The organism is Pirellulales bacterium (assembly GCA_019694435.1).
In the GTDB taxonomy this organism is placed as follows: Bacteria; Planctomycetota; Planctomycetia; order Pirellulales; family JAEUIK01; genus JAIBBZ01.
On the sequence record JAIBBZ010000021.1, the window covers coordinates 21,185 to 41,257 of the forward strand.

The 20,073-nt window shown below is 67.0% G+C and carries 12 protein-coding genes; 7 read left to right on the forward strand and 5 right to left on the reverse strand.

The features are described 5' to 3' along the window. Window positions 1-21 precede the first annotated feature (21 nt). From K1X74_15450 to K1X74_15460, 3 genes are all read right to left on the reverse strand, one after another. Window positions 22-4,110 carry a hypothetical protein gene (locus K1X74_15450; protein ID MBX7167726.1) on the reverse strand — a complete coding sequence of 1,363 codons (4,089 nt, stop codon included), beginning with the start codon at window positions 4,108-4,110 and terminating at the stop codon, window positions 22-24. 14 nt (window positions 4,111-4,124) lie between these two features. Then, on the reverse strand, window positions 4,125-6,626 hold the full coding sequence (locus K1X74_15455) for a hypothetical protein (protein MBX7167727.1): 2,502 nt from the start codon (window positions 6,624-6,626) through the stop codon (window positions 4,125-4,127). Window positions 6,627-6,772: 146 nt separating this feature from the next. After that, entirely contained in the window at window positions 6,773-9,274 is a 2,502-nt protein-coding gene (locus K1X74_15460; GenBank protein ID MBX7167728.1) for a DUF1553 domain-containing protein, read from the reverse strand. 300 nt (window positions 9,275-9,574) lie between these two features. Between K1X74_15460 and K1X74_15465 the strand changes: the two genes are divergently transcribed. Genes K1X74_15465 through K1X74_15490 form a run of 6 tightly spaced genes read left to right on the forward strand, consistent with a single transcriptional unit; the run spans window position 9,575 to window position 18,502 of the window. After that, window positions 9,575-13,369: a PQQ-binding-like beta-propeller repeat protein gene (locus K1X74_15465; protein MBX7167729.1), complete on the forward strand. Its 3,795-nt coding sequence runs from the start codon at window positions 9,575-9,577 to the stop codon at window positions 13,367-13,369. Next, window positions 13,369-14,898 carry a substrate-binding domain-containing protein gene (locus K1X74_15470; protein MBX7167730.1) on the forward strand — a complete coding sequence of 510 codons (1,530 nt, stop codon included), beginning with the start codon at window positions 13,369-13,371 and terminating at the stop codon, window positions 14,896-14,898. The genes K1X74_15465 and K1X74_15470 overlap by 1 nt, the downstream gene beginning before the upstream one ends. Then, window positions 14,895-15,851, forward strand: a complete 957-nt coding sequence (locus K1X74_15475; GenBank protein ID MBX7167731.1) for an ABC transporter permease — start codon at window positions 14,895-14,897, stop codon at window positions 15,849-15,851. Before K1X74_15470 ends, K1X74_15475 begins: the two co-directional genes overlap by 4 nt. Continuing rightward, window positions 15,848-16,510, forward strand: coding sequence for an ABC transporter ATP-binding protein (locus K1X74_15480; GenBank protein MBX7167732.1), 663 nt, complete (start codon window positions 15,848-15,850; stop codon window positions 16,508-16,510). Before K1X74_15475 ends, K1X74_15480 begins: the two co-directional genes overlap by 4 nt. Before the next feature lie 31 nt (window positions 16,511-16,541). Then, window positions 16,542-17,789 carry a hypothetical protein gene (locus tag K1X74_15485; GenBank protein ID MBX7167733.1) on the forward strand — a complete coding sequence of 416 codons (1,248 nt, stop codon included), beginning with the start codon at window positions 16,542-16,544 and terminating at the stop codon, window positions 17,787-17,789. A gap of 35 nt (window positions 17,790-17,824) precedes the next feature. Further along, window positions 17,825-18,502 carry an ABC transporter ATP-binding protein gene (locus K1X74_15490; protein ID MBX7167734.1) on the forward strand — a complete coding sequence of 226 codons (678 nt, stop codon included), beginning with the start codon at window positions 17,825-17,827 and terminating at the stop codon, window positions 18,500-18,502. A gap of 45 nt (window positions 18,503-18,547) precedes the next feature. Here K1X74_15490 and K1X74_15495 read toward each other — a convergent pair whose 3' ends face one another. Together K1X74_15495 and K1X74_15500 are read right to left on the reverse strand one after the other, a co-directional pair. Further along, the gene (locus K1X74_15495) at window positions 18,548-18,808 is read right to left on the reverse strand and encodes a MoaD/ThiS family protein (GenBank protein ID MBX7167735.1); all 261 of its coding nucleotides are present in this window, start codon (window positions 18,806-18,808) and stop codon (window positions 18,548-18,550) included. Continuing rightward, on the reverse strand, window positions 18,798-19,568 hold the full coding sequence (locus K1X74_15500) for a HesA/MoeB/ThiF family protein (GenBank protein ID MBX7167736.1): 771 nt from the start codon (window positions 19,566-19,568) through the stop codon (window positions 18,798-18,800). The genes K1X74_15495 and K1X74_15500 overlap by 11 nt, the downstream gene beginning before the upstream one ends. A gap of 166 nt (window positions 19,569-19,734) precedes the next feature. On the opposite strand from K1X74_15500, the gene K1X74_15505 reads away from it, so the two are divergent. After that, the gene (locus K1X74_15505) at window positions 19,735-20,061 is read left to right on the forward strand and encodes a multidrug efflux SMR transporter (GenBank protein MBX7167737.1); all 327 of its coding nucleotides are present in this window, start codon (window positions 19,735-19,737) and stop codon (window positions 20,059-20,061) included. Window positions 20,062-20,073: the final 12 nt, after the last annotated feature.

Sequence of the window (20,073 nt, forward strand, 5' to 3'; positions counted from 1 at the left end):
ACCGGCGGCGAGCTGTCCCCGTTAGCGCTGAGCCTGCTGTGGCGCCGCGGCCGTCGGCTCCGGCGCCGCGAAGGTGGCGATCTGCTTGCCGTCGGCGGCGTTCCAGACGCGGAGCACGCCATCGGCGCCGCCGGCGACGATGATCGAGCCGTCGGCCGAGACGCCGACGCAGTACAGGTAATCGCTGGCCCCGCCGAAGCCGCGAATGCCCTTGCCGTCTTCGGTGTTCGAGAGGCGGGCATTGTTATCGGCGGCGCTGGTGGCGATCTGCGGCGTGCTGCCGACGAACCTGATCCCGGTGACTTGCTTGCCGAAGCCGCCGATCGTGCGGATCTGTTCGCCGGTGTCAAAGCCCCAGACCTTCACGGCATTATCCGCGCCGCCGCTGGCAAGCACCTGCCCGTCCCAGCGCCAGGCGACTCCCATCACGTGATGCGTGTGACCCTCGAGCGACCGGGACAAATGGTGCGTTGCGAGGTCCCAGACCTTGACGAACTTGTCGGCCCCGCACGAGGCGAGGTACCGGCCGTCCCAGGAAAAGTCGAGACCGAAGATCGTATCGCTGTGAGCGTCGGGCTGTTCGTGAACCAGGGCGCCGTCGGCAACGCTCCAGATTTTCAGCTCGCCGCTGCGCGAAGGTTCGCCGCCGCCGGTGGCCAGCAGCTTGCCGTCGGGGCTGAAGGCCAGCGCCGCAACGCGATCGGCCAGCAGCGAATGCTCGACCGCCAACGGCGCCTCGGCCGGTGGGCCGATCGTGCGCAACAACGTCCAGGCTGGATCGAGGCCGTAGCGGCGGATGGCACCGCCGGCGGTGGCCGTGGCCACCTGGTCGTTGCCGAGCAGCGCCAGCGCGGTGACCGCCGCGGCAGGGCCGGTGAAGGCGTTTGTGCCAGTGCCCGTCTCGCTGGAGAAGCATTGCATGATGCCCGTGTCGCCGGCCGCCGCCAGCAGGCGCCCGTCGGGCGAAAATGCGAGCGTGCGAACGACACCCTCGCGCGAGCGAGCCAGTTGTTGCAGTTCTTCGAGCTCGTGCCGCACGCGCTCATAGAGCGTCGTCGCGTCGCCGTTGCGTGTTTCCAGCCCCGGCAGCGCGAGCTTGGCCCGGTCGTGATTGGCCGTCGCGTCGGTGGCCTTGCGCATGGCGGCCGCCAAGGCGTCGGCCGTCGTCTTGGCCGCGGCCGTCAGATCGGTTGCCGTCTTGTCCAGGGCCGCGAGTTTCTCTTTTTCGGCAGCGACGGCAGCCGTGGCATCGGCCACGCGCTTGTCGACCGCCTGCAATTCGGCCACGGCCTGATCGGCGATGGTCTTGCGCGTCGCCGCGGTTTGCTTCGATTGATCGAGTGCCGTGCCCAGCGAGCTGGCCACCTGTGCGAGGTCGGCGGCAATCTTCTCGGCGGCGGCCAGGTTCGCCTTCAACACCTCGTCGCCCGTGGCCGTGGCGACCGCGGTCTTGAGTTGTTCGAGCGCGGCCAGCGCAGCGGTCTGGGCCGTGGTTGCGGCGGCGACTGCTGCCTGCGCCTGGTCGGCCGCGCCTGTCACGGCCGCCGCCAGCGCGGTCTGCTCGTTGGCAAGCTTTTCGGCCAGGGCCTTGGCGTCGGTGGCCGCCTTGAGCGTGGCTTCGGCGTCGGCCACAACCTTCGTAGCGGCGTCCTTGGCGGCGAGCGCTTCCTTCGACTTGGTGCCTGCTTCGTCAGCGGCGGTTTGCGCGGGGCCGACGGCGGCCGTGGCCGTTTGCAACTCGGTGGCCGTGTCGTCGATCGCTTTGCGACCATCGGCCAACAGCTTGGCTGCGGTTTCGGCGTTGTTCTTGGCCAGGTTGACGTAAGCCTCTTTTCTCGCAACGGCCTGCGTGGCGCGATAGTCGCCCACCAGCTCGGCGACTTGTGCGCCATCGGCCGCGTTCCACAAGCGGCAAAGGCGATTCTCGCCCGCCGCCGCGACGCGCTGTCCATCCGCCCGCAAGGCCAGCGCCGAGACCGCCGCGCCCATGTCGAGTTGGCGCGTCGCTTCACCCTTGCCCAGGTCCCAAAGTCGAACCGAGCCATCGCGGCCCGCCGAGGCGAGCACCTGGGGCGCGCCGGCGGCCGTGGCCACGTGGGTCACTGCTTGCGAGTGGCCCGCTAAAACCTGGCGAACCCCCAAAGGTGCCACGGTCAAGAGCTTGTTCGCCGCGAGGATCGCCAGATCGCCGGCGAAAGCGCCGGTCGCGCTGCGTCCACCGGGGCCGGAGAGCACTTGCGCGATTTGCCCGGTCGCGCGCAACAGCGCGCGCACTTCGCCCCGGGCGGTCGCGACGAGTAAGTGGCGGCCATCGGCCGAAGCGGCCACATCGACAATCGCCCCGTCGGCTGGCGTGGCAGGGAAGGCGATTGCCTGTCCGTCGGCCGAATTGAACAAGCGCACCAGGCCATCGCCGCCGCCGACGATCAATCCCGTACCGTCGGCGGTCAGGGCCAGCGATGCTGCCGCGGCGCCCGACGCGATGCTCCAGCGAACCGCTGTCTCGGCCGCCGCCACCGCGGCGACTTGGCCGCTCTGGCGAGCGAGGTACAACGTCTGACCGTCGGCGCTGGCTGCCAGCCCGCTGACCGGATCGCCGGCCGCCTCGTGCACGACTTGCGACTGGTCCTGGCCCAGGGTCCAGACCGAAACGCGCCCTGCCAGATCGGCCCAGGCAATCCGAGAACCGTCGCCCGCCGAGGCGAGCGCCGCCGTGGGCGACTCGTTCAACGCGACCTGAGCGGTCACGGCGCCGCGCGACGTTTCCCACACCTTGAGCGTCTTGTCCGCACCGGTCGAGACGACGCGCTGGGAGTCGGGAAGGAAGGCGACGGCCATCGTGCCATCGGCATGGCCATCGAGCGTGCGCACCAGTTGCCCGTCTGCCAGCCGAATCACGTCGATGGGACCCGTCGGCCGAACCGCGGCGACCAGTTGGCGATCCGGGCTCACGGCAATCCGCAGGACCTCGGCGTCGGCTAGCAGCGTACGCTCGGGTCCTGCGATGTCGGCGAGACGAATCAGGGCGTCGTCGCAGGCCAACGCGAGTGTCGACGTTCCGGGCTGCTGCGCCAGATCGTAGACCGGCACGCCAAGGGGGAGTTGAAAAAGCAGCGCCCCGTCGGCCACGCGCCAGCGTGCGATGGTGCCGTCGAGACTGGCCGTCGCGAGGGTCTCGCCGTCGAGAAAACGCGCGGCTGTCACGGCCTGACGATGACCGATCAGCACCGGTCCGGGCGCATTGTCCGCGGTATTGTAAAGCCGCACGCGGCCATCGCGCCCCGCGCTGGCCAACCAATGGCCGTCGGGACTCGTGGCGAGCGCCGCAACGTCGGCCCCCGCGGCCAGTTCGCCGGCCAGTGCCGCCTCGGGACGCTGCCAGAGTTTCGCTTCGCGATAACCTCCGGATGCGAGCATGAGGCCGTCGGGGCTGAAAGAGAGCGATTGAACGATGTCGAGGTGAGCGACGCCGGCCTGGTCGTAAACCTTGGCGGCGAGCAGGTGCGGGTCGGTCAACCGGGCGACGAGCCGCTCGGTGGGCAGGTGGTAGACAAAGATCTGATTCGCGCGTCCGCAGGCGACGTATTGCGCATCGGGGGAGATCGCCGCAGCCAGAACCGGGTGCACGCCGGGCGGCAACGGCTGCCATTGCGGCGCGCCCGACGCGGCAGAGACTTCGCCCGTCGCGCCTTGGTCGATCCACAACTTCAACAGGCCGAGTTCTTCCGGCGTGAAATTCTTCGCCCCCACGCGGTTGTCGGCTGGCGGCATGATCGGCTCGGACTGATGGCTGGCCACGGCCAGCAGCAGACTTTCGCTGCCCTTGTTGGGCTCGACGGCCGCGCCGCTGGCACCCCCTTTGGCGATCGTCGCCGGGGTCTCGAGGACTAGTTCGCCCTTGGCACTGGCCGCGTTATGACAGGCCAGACAGTTCGCCCGCAGCAGCGGCAGGATCTCCTGCTCGAAATTGACCGGGTCCTGGTGTTTGATTTCAGCCACGGCGATCGGTGCCGGGTCATCGGCACGGCTCGACCAGCTCGTGCAGACGCCAGCCACAAGGACCAGGGCGGCAAGCGCGCCGCGCGGCAGCGGGAGAACCTGGCAACTCATCAATCATCCTCGCGTTATTTCTGCACGACCAGCGGAATCGGCTGGTGGACCTCGACCATCCGTCCGGCGAATTCCATGCGGGCACGCACGGCGACGTGAGCGTGCGTTCCTTCCGTGGCGTCGGCCGCGGCCGCGATGTGCAAGGTGCCCGCGGCTTGATCCGCCGGCACGACGACTTCGGCCGCTTGAATGCCCGCGACGCCGGCCGGCAGCACCAGGTCGAGCGTCACGGGGCCGGCGAATTCGTTACGGCGGGTGAGTTTGACGGGCACGTCGATCGCGGCTCCTTGCTTGACCGCCCCGCCGCCAGGCACCTCGGGCGCCAAGACCAGCGGCCCCGGCGCCACCTGCAGCACGATCGGTGTGGTCACTTCGACCGTATCGACGGCAATTACGTTCCCCTTGTCGTCCTTGCGCGGCGAAGGGACCTTGGCGGTACCGACGATGTACAGGCTGTAAGTTCCCGGCGGAAAATCGGCGGGCAGTTGCGCAGGAAATGTTGCCGACGTTTGGGCGTCGGCCACTGCGATTTGTCCTTCGAGCGGTTTCGGCGGCAACGAGGCGACGAGCGTAACCGCTCCGGCAAAGCCCTCGCGGCGCGCGATTTCGATCGGCACTTCGAACCGCTGGCCCTGAACGAGTTGCGCGCTGGTCGCCGAAGTGGAGACGCGCAGCGGCGCGAGCGGACCGACCGCTACCGCGTGATCCTGCGCCAGCCGTGTCCATTGGGCAGGCACCGGCGCGCCGGCCACGAGCGTGGTCGCTTCGCGACACTCGCGCACCACGTCCGCTTCGCCAATTTTCGCTCGACCGACAATGCGGATCGGCCCGGCGAAATCGGCGCAGTCCTCGGTGGCGGTAAAGACCAAGGGCGCGCCGTCGCGGCCGGTGCCGATGATCGCCGGCGGACAGGTGATGCCCGGCGGCAGGCCCTCGACGCTCAGTTCAATTGGCCCGGCAAAGCCGTCCTTGCGCAGGGCCTCGATCATCAGCGGTGTGTGGCCGCCACGGCGGACGATCGCGCCCCACGGCTGTGGCACCAGAAACATCGGTAGCGCGACCAGGCGGAAGTCAGGCGTCTCGGGGCGCACGACCAGGCGGTAGGTCAGCCGCGGGTCGCCACGCGACTCGCCGTACAGATCGCGTACCTGCAGGCGATAGGTGGCCGTCTCGGGTGCCACGAACCGGAACACGCCGTCGCGGCTGGCGGCCCCGGCCAGGACCGAATCGGCGCGAACGGGCGTGTCGTCGATTTCCTGGAGGTCGATGGCCGTCGTTTCTTGCTTGTCGTTCGTCGCCAGACGCTGCAGCATCACAAACGGATCGGCCGGCGAGCCGGCGCGTTCGGCGATCGTCTCGATCCAAAATACGGCGTCTTTTTGGGCGGCGAACGTGAAGTAGTCGACGTCGCCACGCGGGGAAAACTGGCCCGCGACTTCGACCGGCGTCGTCAGCGTCTGCGGTGCGGCGGGGTCGTTGTTCGGCTCCGCCTCGACCAACACGGGCCAGGGCGACGTGTTCACCGTGGCCGAAACGCTTGCGGTGCCGACGGGCAACGAGGCCGTCAGCCAGTCCAGCGCCGTCCCGGCTCCGCGCACAAACGAATGCGCTTGATCGGCGATCCCGACCGGATCGGCCGGAGCCGTGATCGAACTGGCCAGCGCTTCGAGCGCCTCGCCCTGCGGTAGTTGGGCAATCACCTGGCTACCCGGCAGATTGTGGCCGATCAATTGCACGGTCGCCGTGGTGTTTTGGGTGACCACATTGGGAAACACGGCCTCGACGTGTGGACCTGCCGTGAGCACGAGCCGCCAGACATGGTCGGGGCTGCCGCCATAGGCGAAGTCGTAAAGCCGCAAGAAATAGGTGCCATCGGCGGGGATCTTGACCGCCACCAAGGAGTCCAGGCCCACGCGGTCGCGACTGTTGCCCAACATTTGGCCGGCCGCGTTGTACAGTTCCAGCGCCACGTCGGCCCGCGAGTCGATGCGCTCGGCGAGGACTTCGGCAATCACCGTCTGCCCGGCCGTGGCCGGGAATTGCAACCAATCGATGTCACGCGCCGCGGCGAATCGGCCGTGGATGACCGTTTCAAGTGCCGTGGTGGTGGACTGGGCCTGCGCATCGTTCGGCTCGACTTCCACGCTTTCTGGTGCGGCGCTCACGACGAATCGCCGCGGATTGGAGCTGCCGTAGAGGCCGATTGCGCGCACCTCGTAAACGCCCGGCGGCACATCGGCGGCGATCGTGACGGTGAACTCATTCGGAACGGGCTGCGGCTGGGGCTGGCCTTCGACCGGCTTGGTCTTGGCAACCGCCGCGATGCCGGGGTGCGTAAAGCTCAGCCGGCCGACGGCGTCGAGATCAACTCCGGCGATCGAAAAGTCGACCTGCGTGCCTTGACGTCCGCCCGGGGGAAAAACGTTGCTCAAACGGATCGTTGGCAACTGGCCTTCGGCCGTACCGACCGACAGGGCGCACAACGAGACGGCAAGCCAGGAGATGCGGCACGACATGGGGGCGTTCTACCGGAGGCGAGGCCGCCCGGCATGGGGTGCCGCGGCGGGCGGGGAGGGTCGGTGTCAGCGGCGCTGCCCCCGCTCTTCACCACTCTAATTAGGAGGGACGGACTCTGCGCGCCGGCCACCAGGCGGGGTGGCCCTTAGTGGTTGAACAGGAATTCCTTGGTGTTGATCAAGGCCCATAAAACGTCCTCATAGGCCGCCTGAGAGCCCTGGTTCTTTTCGAGGTGGGCCAAGGCGACTTGCAGCTCTTCGTCGGCCGGCGGGCGCGAGTAGACCCAGAGGTACAGCTCGCGAATCTTCTCCGCGGCGGGGCGCGCCTGGTCGGCAGCCAACTGCGCGGCACGTCCTTTCCCGTTGGTGAGCTTGCCCTGGATTTCCGGCGAGTTGAGCAGGTGCAGGCATTGCGCCAGATTGGCTTCCTGCGAACGCTCGCATTCGCAGGCCGTATCCGACTGCGGCCGGCCAAACACGGTCAGGAAGTAGGTGTTCGATCCTTGGTCGGGGAGCTGCACGGCGCGGGTGCCGGCCGGCTGCCCGTCAAATTCCGTTGAGGAGAGCGTCGCCTGATTGATCGCGTCGAGCAGGACTTCGGCGGTCAGACGCTTGGGGTAATAGCGCGAGAAATTCTGCTTGTCGCTCAGGTTGTACTCGTTCGGTTCGGAACTGAGCTGATAGGTCCGCGAGTTACAGATCAAGCGGACCAGGTCCTTGAGGTCGAACTTGCTGTCGATGAAGTGCCGGGCGAGCGCGTTCAACAGTTCGGGGTTCGACGCCGGGTTGGTGACCCGCATGTCGTCCTCGGGATCGACCAGACCGCGGTCAAAGAAGTGCTTCCAATAGCGATTGACCAGGGCCGGGGCGAAAAACGGATTCGCCGGATCGGCCATCCAGTCGACCAGCGCCTGCCGTGGATCGCGGTCGGGACTCACGTCGAGCGGCGCCGCACCCAGGCCGGTCGGTTCGAGCGTCTCGCCGGTCTTGGGATGTTTTGCCACGGCCTTCGCGCGGCGGGCAAACACGCGCTCTTCGCCGGGGTAGTCGCCGGGCTTACGGGCAATCGTGCTGAAAAACGCCTGGAAGCCGTAGTAGTCGCGCTGGCTCCACTTCTCGAACGGATGGTGATGGCAGCGGGCACATTGAATCCGCAAGCCGAGGAACAACTGCGCACAATCCTCGACCTGTTGGTTCGCGTCCTTGACTTCGCGGTACCACGCCACGGGCGGATTCGCGGCGATTTCCCCCGAAGCGGTCAGCACCTCGCGCACGATTTGATCGTAGGGCTTGTTGAAATACAGGCTTTCGCGAATCCAGTCGTGAAACGCGTAGGTGCCGTGCATGCCCGCGGCGTCGCGGCGCTTGTTGCGCAGCACGGCGGCCCATTTGTTCGCGAAATAGTCGGCATAGTCGCCGCTGGCCAAGAGCTGCTCGATCCACTTCGTGCGTTTCTCGGGATCGCTCTCGGTCGCAAACGCCTGGGTCTCGGCGGGTGTCGGCAGCCGGCCGGCCAAGTCGATGGTGACGCGCCGCAGGAACGTCGCGTCGTCTGCCAAGGGCGAGGGGGGCACTCCCAATTCGCGCAGCTTGGCGAAGACCAACTCGTCGATGAAGTTGGCCGCCACCGGAGTCTCGGCCACGACGATGCCCAGCGGCACCGTGGCGCGGAACACGGAGACCTGCCCCTGATAGCGCGCCATCACGGCGACGTCGCCGCTGAGGTCGTGCGTGTGAACCAGCCCGGTCGCCGAAACGTCGGCCATTTCCGGATCGTTGGGATCGAACTGGGCCATCCGCGTAACGTCTTCGGTCGAGCCGTCGGTGTAATGCGCAATCACGCAGAGTTGCTGGCCCCCCTGGCGGTCCATCTGACGCCGGGCGGGGAAGACCTCGATGCGGGCGACCTTCGGGTCGCTATCGCTGCCATAGGGCATGCCCTGCGCGATCCACCGCTTCAGCAGGCGGTATTCGTGCGAGTCGGCCGGCAGCCGCATGCCGCCCCCGTGTGGGACGGCGTTGATCGCCTTGACCAGCAACAGGCTGCGATCGGGAGCCGCGGGAAACAATCGGCGGCCGCGGGCTTCTTTGACCAGGTATTCGAAATCCTCACTCGGCTCGAACCCCAGCAGGGACAGCTTGAAACCGTTCTGGCCACTGGCCTTGCCGTGGCAACCGCCGCTGTTGCAGCCAAACTTGGTGAAGACCGGCACGACCTGGTTCGGGAAGTTGATCGGCAATTGATCGGCAAAATGCTCGACGCGTACGGCTCGCGACGCAGTCGGCCCCCCCGCGGCGGATGCCGTGATCACTGCCTCACCGTCGGCCAAGGGCAGCACCAGGCCCGTGCTGTCGATTTGCACGATGCCGGCGGGTTCAACGGCGTATTGCACCTGCCCGGTGAAATCGCGGGTGCGCTGGTCGGCGCAGTCGCCGCTGACGACCAATTGCACGCGCGAGTCAGCGCCGCGGAGCAAGACGGGCTGTTCGACCGGCAGGCCGTTGCCGATCTCGAGGGACAAGGGCGCAGGGGGCGTGGCGGGGGCCGTTTCCGAGTCGCCCGCAAGGGCGAAGCAAGAGGCGCTCCAGACGCACGTCAACGCGAACAGAACGCCAACATTCCTGGATTCGGGGCTACACAGCCGCATGACGATCGTCTCCTTCGGCTCGAAACACGCGCCCTAGTGCGATCCCATCTTGGGTAAGCGCTTACCTCGTTTGGGATTATCGCGAGCGGCGGGGCTGGCTGCAAGCAAATCCATCGAAGCGTGTTTACGCGTTGATTCTAGGCGCCGTGTTCCGGTGTCTGATCGCGAGAATCGTTGCTCCCGGTGTGGCCAGACCGCGCGCGTCGCGGGCCGATCGAATGGCCCGCCGGTTGCCGCGCGATGCGCGGACGGCTACGCTGGCCAGAGGACATTCTTGGGCCTCATTCGGGCGGAAACGGCATGGTGGATAATAGGTTGCGCTGCGGCGTCCAGTTACGCGCCGCCCTGGGATGTTTGCTGATTGCCGGCATGTTGGCGCTCGACGCTCGCGCGGCCGACTGGCCTGCCTGGCGCCACGATTCGGCACACAGCGGCGTGAGCGCCGCCGAGCTTCCTGCGGAGCTGCATTTGCAATGGAGCTGGCGGCTGCCGGCGACGCGGCCCGCCTGGCCTGAGCAGGAAAAACTGCGATTCGATCGCTGCTATCAGCCGGTGGTTGCCGGCGGGCGGCTGCTGGTCGGCTCGCCGAACGACGACCGCCTGATGGCCGTCGATAGCCGCACGGGCCAGCCGCTCTGGGAGTTTCGCGCAGAAGGACCGATTCGCTTCGCACCGGCCGTCTGGGGCGATCACGTTTACTTCGTTTCGGACGATGGCCACCTGTATTGTCTCGCGACCGACAGCGGCCAATTGGCGTGGAAGTTTCGGGGTGGGCCCTCGGACCGACGCATCTTGGGCAACGACCGGTTGGTTTCAGCATGGCCCGCCCGCGGCGCACCGGTCGTGACCGACGACTGCCGCGTGTATTTTGCCGCAAGCATCTGGCCCTTCATGGGGATTTTCATTCATTGCCTGGATGCGCGAACCGGCGAGGTCATTTGGACCAACGACGGGATCGGCTCGACCTACATGCAGCAGCCGCACAACACCGACGCCTTTGCCACGATCGCGCCGCAGGGCGTGCTGACCGTATCTGGCGATCGGTTGCTGGTGCCTGGCGGTCGCTCGATAGCGGCCGGCTTCGATCGCCACTCGGGCAGGTTGGGCTTCTTCGAGCTGGCGATCAACGGCAAGCAAGGCGGCTGGGAAGTCGCCGCCGGCGACAAGTTCTATGTCAACGGCGGCGAGATCTTCGATCTGGCCACCGGCGGGTCGCTGGGCTTGATGGCGGGCAACGTCGTTGCCGGTCCCGAGGCGATCTACCGCTACCATCGCGGGTACGAGGCCTACGATCTGCGGCGCGCCGAAATCACCACCGAGGAGAAGACCGGTCGCAAGGGCGAGAAATCGACCGTGTCGAAATGGGATCTGCCGAAGCTATGGTCGTTTGACGCGCCGGGGGGCAATTGTCTGATCCAAGCCGGTTCGCGGCTTTATGCCGGTGCCGAGCAGCAGCTCGTCTGTCTCCAGCTGCCCGAGTTGCCGTCGCTCGACGCACCTGCGGCACCTGCCGCCGAGCCGGTGCAGGCCGACGTAAAGTCGGAGACCGAAACAAAGCCCGCGGCCGAGGCCCCGGCTCCGCCGGCACCGACGCTGTTGTGGCAACAACCCGTCGAGGGCGCACCGCTTGAGCTGCTCGCGGCCGATGACCGGCTGTACGTGGTCACCGACGCGGGCTCGATCCTGTGCTACGGGGCCGACGCCCCGGCGGAAGCGACCAGCCTGGCAGCTGCTGAAACTCCGCCGGCGGTGGATGAAGGTGCGCGGCAGCGCATGGCCCAGGTTCGCGAGGCCTCCGGCGGCCCGACAGGATATGCGATCGTATGGGGGCTCGATGACGAATCCGGCTACCTGGAATTAGTGCGCGACGGGTCTTTGTACGTCGTCGGGATCGATCCCGACGCGGGCCGCATCGAGCGGCTGCGCCGATCGACGACCGTGGCAGGTTGGTATGGTGCCCAAACGTCGTTGCATGTCGGAGACCTGGGTGGCTTCGCGCTGCCGCCCTACCTGGCGAGCTTGACGGTGTTTGGCGCGGGACAGGTTCACGCGCTGATCGACGATCCGTCGAAGATATCCCGCGCGTTCGATGCGGTCCGCCCCTATGGCGGCGCCCTCTACTTGCCGACGGCATCGACCGACCAGGCCGAACAACTCGTCGCGGCGGTTGCGGCGGCGCAGTTGGCCGGGGCTCGCACCGAACGGCGCGATCAGGCCGTCGTCGTGTTTCGCGACGGTCCACTGCCGGGCGCCGGACAATGGACCCACGAACACGCCGATGCGGCGAACACGCGCGTCTCGCTCGACGAACGCGTCAAGGCGCCGCTCGGGCTACTCTGGTTTGGCGGTCCCAAGAGCGACGGCGTGCTGCCGCGGCATGGCCACGGCCCACAACCGCAGGTCGTCGCGGGCCGGGTGTACATGGAGGGGGTCGATTTTCTCCGTGCCAGCGACGTCTATACCGGGCGATTGCTGTGGCAAGCCGAGCTGCCGGGCGTAGGCGATTACTTCAACAACATGGCGCATCAGCCCGGGGCGAACGCGACCAATACGAACTACGTCTCGGCCACGGACGGCGTGTATGTCGTCTATCCGCCGGGCTGTTTGCGGCTCGATCCGGCGACGGGGCAGAAGACGGCCGAATATCGACTCCCCGGCGAGGGCCAGGATGCTCAATGGGGCTACCTGAACGTCGCGGGCGACTATCTGATCGGCGGCGCCAACCCGGTGGTCACCGATGAACGCAACGGCAAACCGCAGCTCGGTAAAGGTGAAAACCTGGCCGCCAGCAAACGGTTGGTCGTCCTGCACCGCGCGACGGGCGAAGTGCTCTGGCAGGCCGAAGCCAAGTATTCGTTCCGGCACAACGCGATCTGCGCCGGCGGCGGGCGGCTGTACGCGGTCGACCTGCTGTCCAAGGGAGAAATCGAACGCCTCAAACGTCGCGGTGAGACTCCCGAGCTGGCCAGCCGACTGGTTTGCTTCGACCTGGCGAGTGGCCAGGTGCTATGGACCGACGATCAGGAGATCTTTGGCACCTGGTTGAGCTATTCGGCCGAGTACGACGTCGTCGTCGAAGCCGGACGCCCCGCGCGCGACACGCTCGGCGACGAACCAAACAAGATGCGAGCCCTGGCCGCAGTCGACGGCCGAGAACTGTGGGAACGCGACTATCCCGGTCCGGCGATGCTGCTGGGCGATCGCGTGCTGTACACAGGTGCCGCGTGCCATCTGCTCACCGGTGAGCCGGTCGAGCGCGTCGACCCGGTGACCGGGTTGCCGGTCCCCTGGACCTGGACACGGACCTACGGCTGCAATACGCCGATGGCCAGCGCAAATCTGTTGACCTTCCGCAGCGGCGCGGCCGGCTATTTCGATCTGCTCAACGACGGCGGCACCGGCAATTTCGGCGGTTTTCGCTCGGGGTGCAGCAACAACCTGGTCGTGGCGGACGGTGTGCTGAATGCGCCCGACTATACCCGGTCGTGCACTTGCAGCTACCAGAATCAGTCGTCGTTGGCGCTGGTGCATATGCCCGAGATCGAGCAGTGGACGACATTCGATTTAAAAGACGGTAAGAACCTGCGGCATCTGGCCTTGAACCTGGGCGCCCCGGGCAATCGCCGGGCGCCCGACGGCCGGCTCTGGCTGAATTCCTATCCCCAGGCGACGGTCGAATTCGATGGTCCCGGCTATTTCTGTCAGCACTCGTCGCGCGTGGGCGGGAGCACCGTGCCGTGGGTCGCGTCGTCGGGGTGCGTGGGCATCACGCGGCTGGTGCTCGATCCGCAGATCGACCCGCCGTCGGCCGAGCCGGCCAGGTTCACCGTGCGACTGTACTTCTGCGAGCCGGAAGAAATTGGTCCCGGCAAACGGATCTTTAACGTTCTCTTGCAAGAACAAGAGGTCCTGCACGAGTTCGACCCCGTAGCGGCGGCCGGCGGAACACACCGCGCGATCGTCCGCGAGTTCACGGGCGTCTCGGTGACCGATCGCCTGGTGGTTGCCTTCACCGCGGCCGGCGCTGCGGCGGCCGATCCGGCGACGTTGCCGCTGTTGTGTGGGTTCGAAGCGATACGCGAGGAGGCGCGATAATGCGGTTCGGTTTCAAGTCGATCCTGGTGGGCTCGTTGTTGCTCATGGGCGGTCTGCTGGCCATGTTTCGTGCTGGCCAGCATGCAGTGGTCGGTTCGAAACAGCCGCCGGCCGGCGCAACCGCGGCGCAAACGCTGCAGGTCTTCTGCGCAGCGGGGCTGCGTGCGCCGATCGAACAGGCGATCGCGGCCTTCGAACAGGAAGTCGGCACTCAGGTCGACGTGCAGTTCGGCGGGTCGAACTCGCTCTTGGCCTCGATCGAGCTGGCCCGCAAAGGTGACCTGTACATCGCGGCCGACGACATCTACCTGCAGCAAGGACGCGAGCGGGGACTCGTGGCCGAAATGCTGCCGCTGGCGATGCAGCAGGCCGTGCTGGCTGTGCCCAAGGGAAATCCCAAGTCGGTACGGTGGAGCGAATCGCTGCTCGATGAATCGTTGCGATTGGGGCTCGCGAGCGAGGCGGCCGCCATTGGCCTGACCAGTCGCCGGATTCTCGAGCAGGCGGGTATCTGGGAACAGGTGCAGCCGCGCGTGGTCGCTTTTAAGCCGACGGTGACCGACGTGGCCAACGACTTGAAACTGGGCGTGATCGATGCGGCCATCCTGTGGGACGCAAACGCCGCAGCCTATCCCGAGTTTGAAACCATCCAGATCGAATCGCCGGCGAATCCGCCGCAGCCGATCTCGCTGGGGGTGCTGACTTGTTCGCAAGACGCCACGGCGGCCCTGCGGCTGGCACGGTACTTGGCCGCGCGCGATCGCGGTCTGACGCACTTCCGCGCGTGCAAGTACCAAACCGTCGAGGGCGACCCCTGGGACGTCCGGCCGGAGTTGACGCTGTATAGCGGTGGCGTGCTGCGGCCCGCGGTCGAGGAGACCGTCGCCGAGTTTGCGGCCCGCGAGGGCGTAACCGTCAACACGGTCTACAACGGCTGCGGCATTCTCGTCGCGCAGATGAAGGCCGGCGATCACCCTGACGCCTACCTGGCGTGCGATTCGAGCTTCATGCGCACCGTGGGTGACCGCTTCGGCCAGATCCATGACGTCAGTCGTACCGACATGGTGATCGCCGTGCCGCGGGGCAACCCGGACAAGATCGCGGGCGTTCAGGACCTGACCCGCAAGGAACTGAAGCTCGGCATGTGCAATCCCGAGCAAAGCGCCCTGGGCGCTCTGAGCAAGCGGCTGCTCGAGTCGGTCGGGCTTTGGGAACAGGTCTATCCGCAGGTGCGCAGCCAGACGCCGACCGCCGACCTGCTTGTCACCCAGTTGCGCACCGGGCATCTCGACGCCGCGATCGTGTTTGCGGCCAACGTGAAGCGGTCGGAGCAGCAGCTCGAAGCCATCCAGATCGACGCCGAAAACCGCTCGGCAACCCAACCCGTGGCGTTGGCGCGAGACAGCCATTTTCCGCAGTTGGGCAGCCGCCTGATCGCGGCCATTCTGTCGGCCAGCTCGCGGCGGCGATTCTTGGAAAACGGCTTCGAGTGGCTGGGTCCAGTCGCTCAAACATTGCAGGCCCCATGACCGCTCCGCCCACTTCGACGCCGACGCCGCCTTCCCCGGGCGCCACCGCACCGTCGACCGAGGCGGCGAACCTCGCGCCGCTGGTGCCGGGGCCCGTGCACCGTGTGGGTTCCGATGTGCCGTTTCTCGCGGCGCTGGTGTTGCTGGGCGGTTTCTACGTCGTGCTGATCGCCGCCACGCTGGCGGCCGATGCGCTGTTTACGTCGCCGGCGGCGATCGCCGCGGCCCTCCGCTCGCCGGAGATTCGCTATGCGACGATGCTCTCCCTGGTGTCGTCGTGCGTGACCACGGTCTTGTCCTTGTGGGTGGCCGTGCCGATCGGCTATCTGCTGTCGCGGTATCGCTTTCCCGGCAAGCTGATCATCGACGCACTGCTCGATATTCCCATCGTGCTGCCGCCGCTGGTGATCGGGCTGAGCCTGCTGATTCTGTTTCGCACGCCGCCGGGTCACTGGCTCGAGGCGCTGTTCACCGAGGCGACGCGGCCGCTGGCCGCCTGGGGACTGATCGATCGGCCCGTCGGAATCACGTTCGAGATTCCCAGCGTCGTGTTGGCTCAATTCATGGTGGCCGCCGCGTTTGCCGTCCGAACCCTGCGCACGGCCTTCGACGAGATCACACCGCGCAAGGAACAGGTCGCGCAAACTCTGGGCTGCACGCGCAGCCAGGCATTCTGGATGGTCGTGCTGCCCGAGGCCCGCAGCGGCGTACTGGCCGCCGCCACGCTCACCTGGGCCCGGGCCATTGGCGAGTTCGGACCGATCCTGGTCTTCTCGGGCGCAACGCGGATGAAGACCGAGGTGTTGCCGACGACGGTGTTCCTGGAGCTGAGCATCGGCGATATCGAGGCGGCCGTGGCCGTCTCGCTGCTCATGGTGCTGATGGCGCTGGTCGTGCTCGTGGTCGTGCGGTTCCTGGGGCGCGGAGACCTGTTGCGGCGGGCCCTGCGATGATCGAAGTCATCGGTCTCAACGTACAGTCCGGCGCCTTCCGTCTGGCGGACGTGCATTTGCACGTTCCCGCGGGCCGCTATGCCGTGCTGATGGGTCGCACCGGCTCGGGCAAGACGACGCTGCTCGAAGCGATTTGCGGCCTCAAGTCCACGACGGCCGGATGCATTCGGCTGTGTGGCCACGAGGTGACGCATTTGAAGGCCGCGCAGCGCGGCATCGGCTTTGTCCCGCAAGACGGTGCGCTGTTTCAAACGATGACCGTGCGCGAGCATCTCGAGTTTGCCCTGACGGTGCGGCGCTGGTCGCGCGACGACCGCCGCGCCCGCGTGGCCGAAATGGCCCGGCTCGTCGGCGTCGAGCATTTGCTGGACCGGCGCCCACAGGGGCTTTCCGGGGGCGAGCAGCAGCGCGTCGCCCTGGGAAGGGCGCTGTCGTTCCGGCCGCCGATTCTGTGCCTCGACGAGCCGCTCTCGGCGCTCGACGACGATTCGCGGCTGGTGATGATCGACCTGCTCAAGCGCGTGCAGCAGGAAACGGGCGTGACGGCGCTGCACGTGACGCACAATCGCCTGGAGGCCGAGCGACTGGCCGATGAGCGGATCGAGATCGGCGACGGGCGCGTACGCGTCTTGAGCACCATCGGCGGCTTGTTAACCTGAACGCATCAGGCCCAGCGCAAGAGGGATACCCATGACCACGCGAAGAAGCTTGTTGACCGCCGGCACGACCGTGGGGTTTTTCCTGGGCGCCCTGCTGGCTTGTGCCTGCGAGACGCCGGTTTGGCGTTATGCCATGTACCGTTGGACGGCCGAGCCCTACACGCTGGTCGTGCTCGAAGACGAAGCGGCGCCGGTGGGCGACGTGCCGTTTACGGCGCTCGACGGCGGGCATCTGAACCTGCAGGTCGAACATCGCCCGCGCACCCAGGAGGGGTTCGAATTGCCCGAGCAGTTCCAGGCGCCGGCCCAGGAACTGTCCGATCGACTGCCCGCGTATCTGCTGCTCTCGCCGCGCGGCGATCTGGTCGAGCGCGGTCCGTTTGAGCCGGCCGTGATCGACCGATGGCAGCAATCGCCGGCCCGCACGGAGATCGTCGAGCTGCTGGCGTCGGGCAAGGCAGGAATGCTGCTCGTGTTGACCGGGGCCGATGCTCAGGCCTCGGAGGAAGCCGTGCAATTGGCCAAGGGCGCCCTGGCCCGGGCCGCGGCGGGCCTGGTGCCGCAGCAAGCCAACCTGGCGGCCAACGTAGTAGTCGAGTCGACGGAGCCGCCGCCCGAAGTGGGGCTGCTCGTCGTCCGCCGCGACGATCCGGCCGAGGCCACGCTGATCAAGAACCTCCTCACGCTCGAGGCCGACCTGGCCAATTACGACACGCCGATGGTGTTTGGCGTCTATGGACGTGGCCGCGCGATGGAGCCCTACATCGGTGCTGGCATTACGGCCGACAATATGGACCAATGCATAGGCTACATGACCGGCGCCTGCTCGTGCGAGATCAAGGAGCAAAACCCGGGCATGGACTTGCTGATTGCGGCCGACTGGGAACAGATTGCCGACGAATTGTCGGCCGAGCACGCCGACGACGATGCGCTCGGCCCCGCTTCGACTCCGGAAGAAGACCTGGCGGCGGTGGTGGCCGCGACCGGCGGTGCCGAGCTCGACGCGCCCGATCCGCCCGCTTCGGCTTCCGCGCCGAGCGATGCGGCGGATAGCGCCGGCGAGCCCGCTACGTCGGAGCCTCAACCGGCGTCGACAGCCACGACCGAATCGTCCCCGGCCGCGGCGCCGGAGCCAATGCCCCCTGCCCCGGCGAGCACGACCACTCCCCTGCAGCCGAGCTACCGCTCGCTGGTCCGCATGCGGTTGGCCGTGCTAGGAGGGGCCGTCGTCGTGGTGAGCGCGCTGATGGGATTGATCCTGATGCGGTCGCGCGGGTGATTGCCTCGGTGCCGTGAATTCAAGGAGTCGTTCGCTTGATCGAGCTTGAACGCGTCAGCAAAGAATACAGCTCGCGGCGTGGCACGGTGCGGGCACTCGACGACGTCAGCCTGACGGTGGCCACCGGCGAATATGTCGCCGTGCGTGGACCGAGCGGGTGCGGCAAGTCGACCCTACTGACGCTCGTGGCCGGGCTCAACGCGCCGACCAGCGGCCGCGTGGTCGTGGCCGGCCAAGACCTGGCCGCGATGTCGAGCGGCCAGCGCGCTGCCTGGCGCGCCGCGACCATCGGCTTTGTGTTCCAGCTCTTTCACTTGCTCCCCTATCTGACGGTGCTCGACAACGTGCTGATGGCCTCCGCCGGGGGCGATCGTTCTGGCCGTGCTCGGCAGCTCCTGCAGCGATTCGGCCTCGGCGAGCGCGAGCATCATCGTCCGGCCGAGTTGAGCATCGGCGAGCGCCAGCGCGTCGCCATGGCGCGGGCCCTGCTCAACGAGCCGAAGTTGCTGCTGGCGGATGAACCGACCGGCAATCTCGACGCAGCCAACGCGGCCGCCGTGCTCGATCAGCTGGCCGACTTTCATCGCGGCGGTGGCACCGTCCTGCTCGTCACGCACGATGCCCAGGCCGCAGCGAGGGCCGAACGCTCGTTCTTTCTCGAACGGGGCCGCGTGGCACACCAAGAGCCGGCGATCGATCGGGCCTTGGTCTAAGGCCAGCGCACGGTACGCATCGCCGCGCGGCGGGCCAAGGCGCCATCAACCGCCCGACACGGGCGCGAGAATCACCAGCTCGTCGCCATCCCGCAAGATGACGTCGTCGTAGGCGCCGAGGGTGCCGACATGGCGTCCGCCGATCGCCAGCAGGCAACTCGGCGAAAACTGCGCCTCGCGCGGGACCAGCGCGTCGAGCCGCGCCAGGGCGTCGCGCAGCGAACTTCCCTCGGGCAACTCGAGTGCCGGGGGTACAGCGCTCGCCAGGTGGTAGCTGCGACCGGTGATGAGAACATCAATCCGCAAGCGTAGCCTCCTCTCGAGGTCGGGCCTGACGACAGACGGGGCAATCCGGATCGCGCCGCAATTGGACGTGTGTCGCGCGGCCGTTGAAGCCGTCGTACAACAACATCCGGCCGGCTAGTGAGCGGCCCGTGCCGGTCAGGTACTTGATCACTTCGAGCGCGGCCAGCGAGCCCATCGCTGCCGAGATCGCCCCGACCACCGGAAACAGTTCTTCGAACTCGGGTTGCCGGGGATAGATGCAGCGGAGGCAGGCCGTGCGTCCCGGCTGTACCACGGCCAGCGTGCCGGTCATGCCCCATTGGGCCGCATCGACCAGAGGGACCCCTGCCGCGACGGCCGCGGAATTCAGCCGCAGGCGCTCGTCGAACGTCGGTGGGCATGCCACGACGACGTCCACCCGCCGGGCCAAGGCCTGGGCCTCGTCGTCATCCGGCTCGTGATCGATGAACTCGACGTCGACGTGCCGATTCATCCCGGTCAGCGCGGCGGCGAATGCCTGCGAGCGTGGCTGGCCGAGCGCGGCTTCGGAACCGAGCAGCTGGCGGTTCAGATCGGGCAGGATCAAATCGCCGCCGTGCGCGACGATCAACTTGCCGATGCCGGCCATCGCCAGGCACAGCGCGGCCGGGCCCCCCATGCCGCCGGCGCGCGTGACCAGCGCCGCCGAGCCCTTCAGCCGGCGTTGCGCAGTCGTCGACAACACGCCCGGTCCGATTTGCCGGGCGTAGCGCTCGAGTTCCTCGAGCGACAGCTCGGGCAACGAAATAGTCCACCTCCTTCGGCTACCACGGATGGCGACAGTTTAGTCCAAGCGGACGCCCTCGCGACAGGCAGTCGCCGGCGAGCACCCCGATTGAGCCGCGCTGCGGTGCCGTGTTATGTTTTGCGCGGACCACTAGAAAAACTTTGTGGGGGGAACAACGGCCATGACACCTGCGCTGTGGCTGGCTTTGGCGATCTTGCTCGAAGTGACCGGTACGACGTGCATGAAGCTGTCGAATGGCTTTCGCGTGTTCTGGCCATCGGCAGGGACCTTGCTGTGCTACGTGCTCAGCTTTCAATGTTTGTCGCTGTCGCTGCGGAAGATCGAACTGAGCATCGCGTATGCTATCTGGGCGGGCGTGGGGACCGCGCTGGTGGCTGCCATCGGCGTGGTGTTGTTCCGCGAGACGCTGACGCCGCTCAAGCTAGTGTCGATCGTGCTCGTTGTCGCCGGCGTGGCGGGGTTGAACCTGGCCGGCAACGCCCATTGATAGAAACCTAGG